General features: G+C 58.1%; 2 protein-coding genes and 3 pseudogenes. All 5 read right to left on the reverse strand.

Annotated elements, in window-relative coordinates:
- Positions 1 to 572 (reverse strand): annotated as a pseudogene (locus tag B0G73_RS39765) (homocitrate synthase); the annotation flags it as partial.
- Between the two features lie 423 nt (positions 573 to 995).
- A pseudogene (locus B0G73_RS41815) lies at positions 996 to 1,341 on the reverse strand (DDE-type integrase/transposase/recombinase); the annotation flags it as partial.
- Between the two features lie 72 nt (positions 1,342 to 1,413).
- Positions 1,414 to 2,262 (reverse strand): annotated as a pseudogene (locus tag B0G73_RS40890) (glycosyltransferase); the annotation flags it as partial.
- Between the two features lie 283 nt (positions 2,263 to 2,545).
- Positions 2,546 to 2,872, reverse strand: a complete 327-nt coding sequence (locus B0G73_RS41730) for a polysaccharide deacetylase family protein (protein WP_258194186.1) — start codon at positions 2,870 to 2,872, stop codon at positions 2,546 to 2,548.
- A complete protein-coding gene (locus B0G73_RS39780) occupies positions 2,869 to 3,501 on the reverse strand; it encodes a NodA family N-acyltransferase (RefSeq protein WP_106286478.1) in 633 nt (210 codons plus the stop codon). The genes B0G73_RS41730 and B0G73_RS39780 overlap by 4 nt, the downstream gene beginning before the upstream one ends.
- Positions 3,502 to 3,985: the final 484 nt, after the last annotated feature.

A 3,985-nucleotide genomic window follows, 5' to 3' on the forward strand; every position in this document is an offset into this window, starting at 1 on the left:
TCGATATCCAGATCGACGGCAACGCGTAGCGCTGCAATGGCGTAGAAGGTCTTAAAGGGGTCCAGGATACCGACAGTGTCGGCAAAGCGCACGCGCTGGGCGCCGTGCTGCTGCGCGCATTGAGCCACTTCTACGAGAAATGAGGGATCCGCGCGCGAGGCGTCTTCCATGCCCAGGGAAATTCTTGGATGGTTTTTCGCTGCCTCGCCGACGACGCGTGCGATCTGCGCCAGTACCCAACTGCGCGACTGCCGCAGCTTGTGTTGCAAATGAATATCCGAAACGGGAACCGAGAGATGAACGATATCGGCATCACAACGCAATGCCGCGGTGAGATCCTCGTCGGTGAGGCGCCCCCAAACCATCAGGCGGGCGTCGAGGTTCAGGTCGACGATTGCAGCGATGCACGCCATTTCGTCCTCACCCATGGCAGGAATTCCGATTTCGAGTTCGGCCACGCCGGCCTGCGACAGTGCGGCGGCGATTGCGCATTTTTCCTCAGTGCGAAATGCGACGCCAGCGGTCTGCTCGCCGTCGCGAAGCGTTGTGTCATTGATGATCGGATTGCGCATGTCAGATCTCTTGAGTTGTCGCTGATGGATTGCAAGCGTTGTGCCAAGCGAGCATCTACAGTCGGAGCGCAATTTGCGGGATGTTGACCGGCACAATGTCGGGTTATAGCGGTGCATCGTCCGATTGTTCGTGTCGCGAATGTTACGTTCCGGACAATTCGGTCGTGTTGCAGGTGGCTCGATCAGCTCCATCCGCCAGCGAATGGAAGGTCGAACCTGTTCGCTTGATGCATACTCGAAATAATTAAAAAAGCAATTTGGCCATGGACCGGTCGAGATGGAATGGACGCCGCCCTCCCTCCGGAGAAGTGGGAGCGCTTGGGGTCCCCAGGACCGAACGACATCAATGTGTCGAGGTGGGGTTGCGACGGCGCTGTCACGTTGCTGACTCCATGACGAGATATCGGCCAGGACAGTCGTGTCTCAGAACACGGTGGTCGGAGCTTGGGCAATGCCGGTGAAGAGACGCCATGCTTCAAATCGCGCGGCGAGCTGTTTGCGATAGAGCGAGGCGCTCAGCAGATGACGCTTGAGCGAAGTGTTGGGGGATCGGACCGAAGCACGACAGGAATGACTGCGTGCGTTCGGGCAAGCGAAAACCTCGCATCCGGCGCTCGCATTCACGCGTGGGTTGATGACTGTTTTCAGCAGGGTTGTTCACGCGCGCGCAAGCCTTGACGAACACGTGCTTCGCATTCGCGAGCTCAGGGATCTCCGTTTTCGCGGCCGGGTAGCTGCGCAACTGGTCGGTGACGATTTTCTTCGGCGCCGCAGGAGGATAGGTACTGCGCGCCCAGCGCAGTTGTTGGCGGAGATACGTCCCCAGTCTGTCTGGAACGACTGTCGCCGCAATGGCGTCCGGAACGTACTCGGTCCGATAACCTGCGGTCAGCATGAGAATTGTGAGATGGCGGTCCTCGCCGAAGTCGCTCCGCTTCCCGCGAAAAAATTGTGTCTCGTACTGGTCTAATAGCAAAAGAAGCACGGACCGTCGGTATATGGTACACGGACCGCAGCAGCACATAACAGCGCCGAAGCGAGCCTGTGCGGCGCGTTCTTCGTTGCAAGCCAACCAGTACCCCATATCGATCAGACGGGTCAGCCAGGTATCGCTGCGGTTGCTGGCCGTCAACTGACCCATGGCCGTGCCGATCGCTGGATTTTGCATTTTCAATGCAAGCTTCGTGACCACGTCTGAGCCGATTATCGTGTCCGATCTGACGTTAAGCACCAAATCTCCAAACGAGCGGCGTATCGCGGCGATCTGTGCCTTGCGCTTTCCCATATTTTGGGGAGGCGTAATGAGGTTGAATCTCGGATCGCGCGTGTACGCATCGTATACCGGCCGCACGGCGTCGAGATTCGCAGAACCATCATCAACTACATAGACCCGCAGTTTTCCGTCGTAGTCCTGGTTTGCAATGGACTCTAGGCATGCCGAGAGTGTGCATGGATCCTCGTTGAAGCAGGGAACGATGACATCCACGCCCGGCAGAGCGTCGGAGTCGACCAGGCCGTCCGACAGCGATGACACGTTTGTCGGCTGAGCATAAAGCGCCTGCGTGCTTTTATAGACAGTCGAGAGCAGCGCATAAAACGAGAAAGCGCTAGTTGCGGCAAGCATGTTCATAGGGTGTCTGGTTCGTCCGCTGAGGTTGAGGAAGCGATCGGATTGCAAACCCCCGGTCATGCAATGCTGGAATCATGAGGGAAAGCGCCATGAGGGTCTGCTCGCGCAGACCAGCGTGAGTGCATCGTCCCAACTCATCGGGAGGGCATCCGTCGTGCAAGAGTACAATTGCGCCAGGCCGGACAGAGGCCAGCACTGCGCTGACAATCGCGTCCACGCCGGGACGGGACCAGTCTCGCGGGTCTACCGACCAGTGGAGGGGCGCCAGGCCAGCGCTCGCTGACGTAGTGAGCACTGCTTCGGTCCACATGCCATACGGGGCACGCATATACCGCAGCGGAGCCTAGGGGCTCGCCATCCTGATGACCCTGCTTGCCGTTAATATTTCCTGTTGTACTTCGGTGGGTTCGCATCTGGACAGGTCCGGATGAGTCATCGTGTGGTTTGCGACCTCGTGCCCTTCTGCGATCATTCGCTGGATCAGCTTCGGCTGACTCGCTGCGTACGCGCCGATGACACAGAAAGTCGCTGGCACCCGGTGTTCCGCCAGCACATCGAGGACGTCCGGTGTGCAAAGTGGACTAGGGCCGTCGTCAAACGTCAAATAAACACTGCGACATCCGGTGGTGTCAGCGCACTCGCTGCGCGCTTCGGATAAGCAGTGCCTCACAGCTCTGGCCCATTCCGATCAATTATCGTTCCGGTCGGCCAATCGCTCATTGACCGTCCTATCGGTAAGACGACAATGAGTACGTCCTCGATGCGCGTGGGCGGCGTGTCGAGATGCACTTCTCGCAGGGTCGACCTCACGCGAACTCCAGACACAATAGTCGCCAGACCGTGTCGGCCGAGCAGCCTTGCAATATGCTGCCGCAACGCGTGTCGAACCGTGCCGAAGCCGAATGGAACGTCAAGTTCCTGCAACACGGGATACATCACGCGCATTAAATGAGGGATTCCGAGTCCCTCGAGATCCGGACGTACCGCGTACAATCCTAGTTCGGCCACTAGTAGATCGACTGCGCCAACCTTGATGAAACGACGCAGTGCGCCGACATGAGCCGCTACGCCGCGCGCGTCGTAGCCGATTGCACGGACCTCTGGCCTCGCACCAGCCCAACTGTGATTGCCTTCGAATGGTTTTGCATTAAACGCCCCGGTCGGTCCGTAGGTATTTTGGAAGAACTCGGACAGTTCGATGTGGTCGGCGAGTCGCAACTCATTTTCCCAAGCCAGCCTCCACCGCACCTGAGAGCGCAGGGAGAGAGGTCCTCTATCTGTGGACACGGCCAAATTCACGACTGCCTCCTATGCGCCGTCCGGCCTTTGAGGGTGGACCTGACGCACGCGAAGGACTTGCTGAGAAAACGGTGCGATTTCAAGAAATCATCTGCACTCTGGAACAGTGCTGGGATGAAGCCCGAAGAAAAGAGTATTTCCGTCAACGCTTCACGGACCGATTGAACCTCTTCCACGATGGAGATTACATCGAGTTCGCGTGCCTTGCGCACCGGATCTACCAAAGACTTCCCCCGCATCTTCCGCACGATCTGACCGCGATTGACACGAGATCCATTTGGCCGGGTCGCTGAAGCATTTGGCACCTGCAATCGGCTGCTCCCAATTCGTCGCGAAGCCCAGCCGAAGTCGAGGGTTGCATCAACTGTACGAAGGTAAGCGGCCGATATAGAAAGGGTTTGGAGAACTATGCGAAGTTTTGCCGGTAGTAAGCGCCTACGCGACCTGCCAGACGCTTGTCGCGTCGTGTCGGCGCGATCCGGCT

It is taken from the genome of Paraburkholderia sp. BL25I1N1 (assembly GCF_003002025.1).
GTDB lineage: Bacteria > Pseudomonadota > Gammaproteobacteria > Burkholderiales > Burkholderiaceae > Paraburkholderia.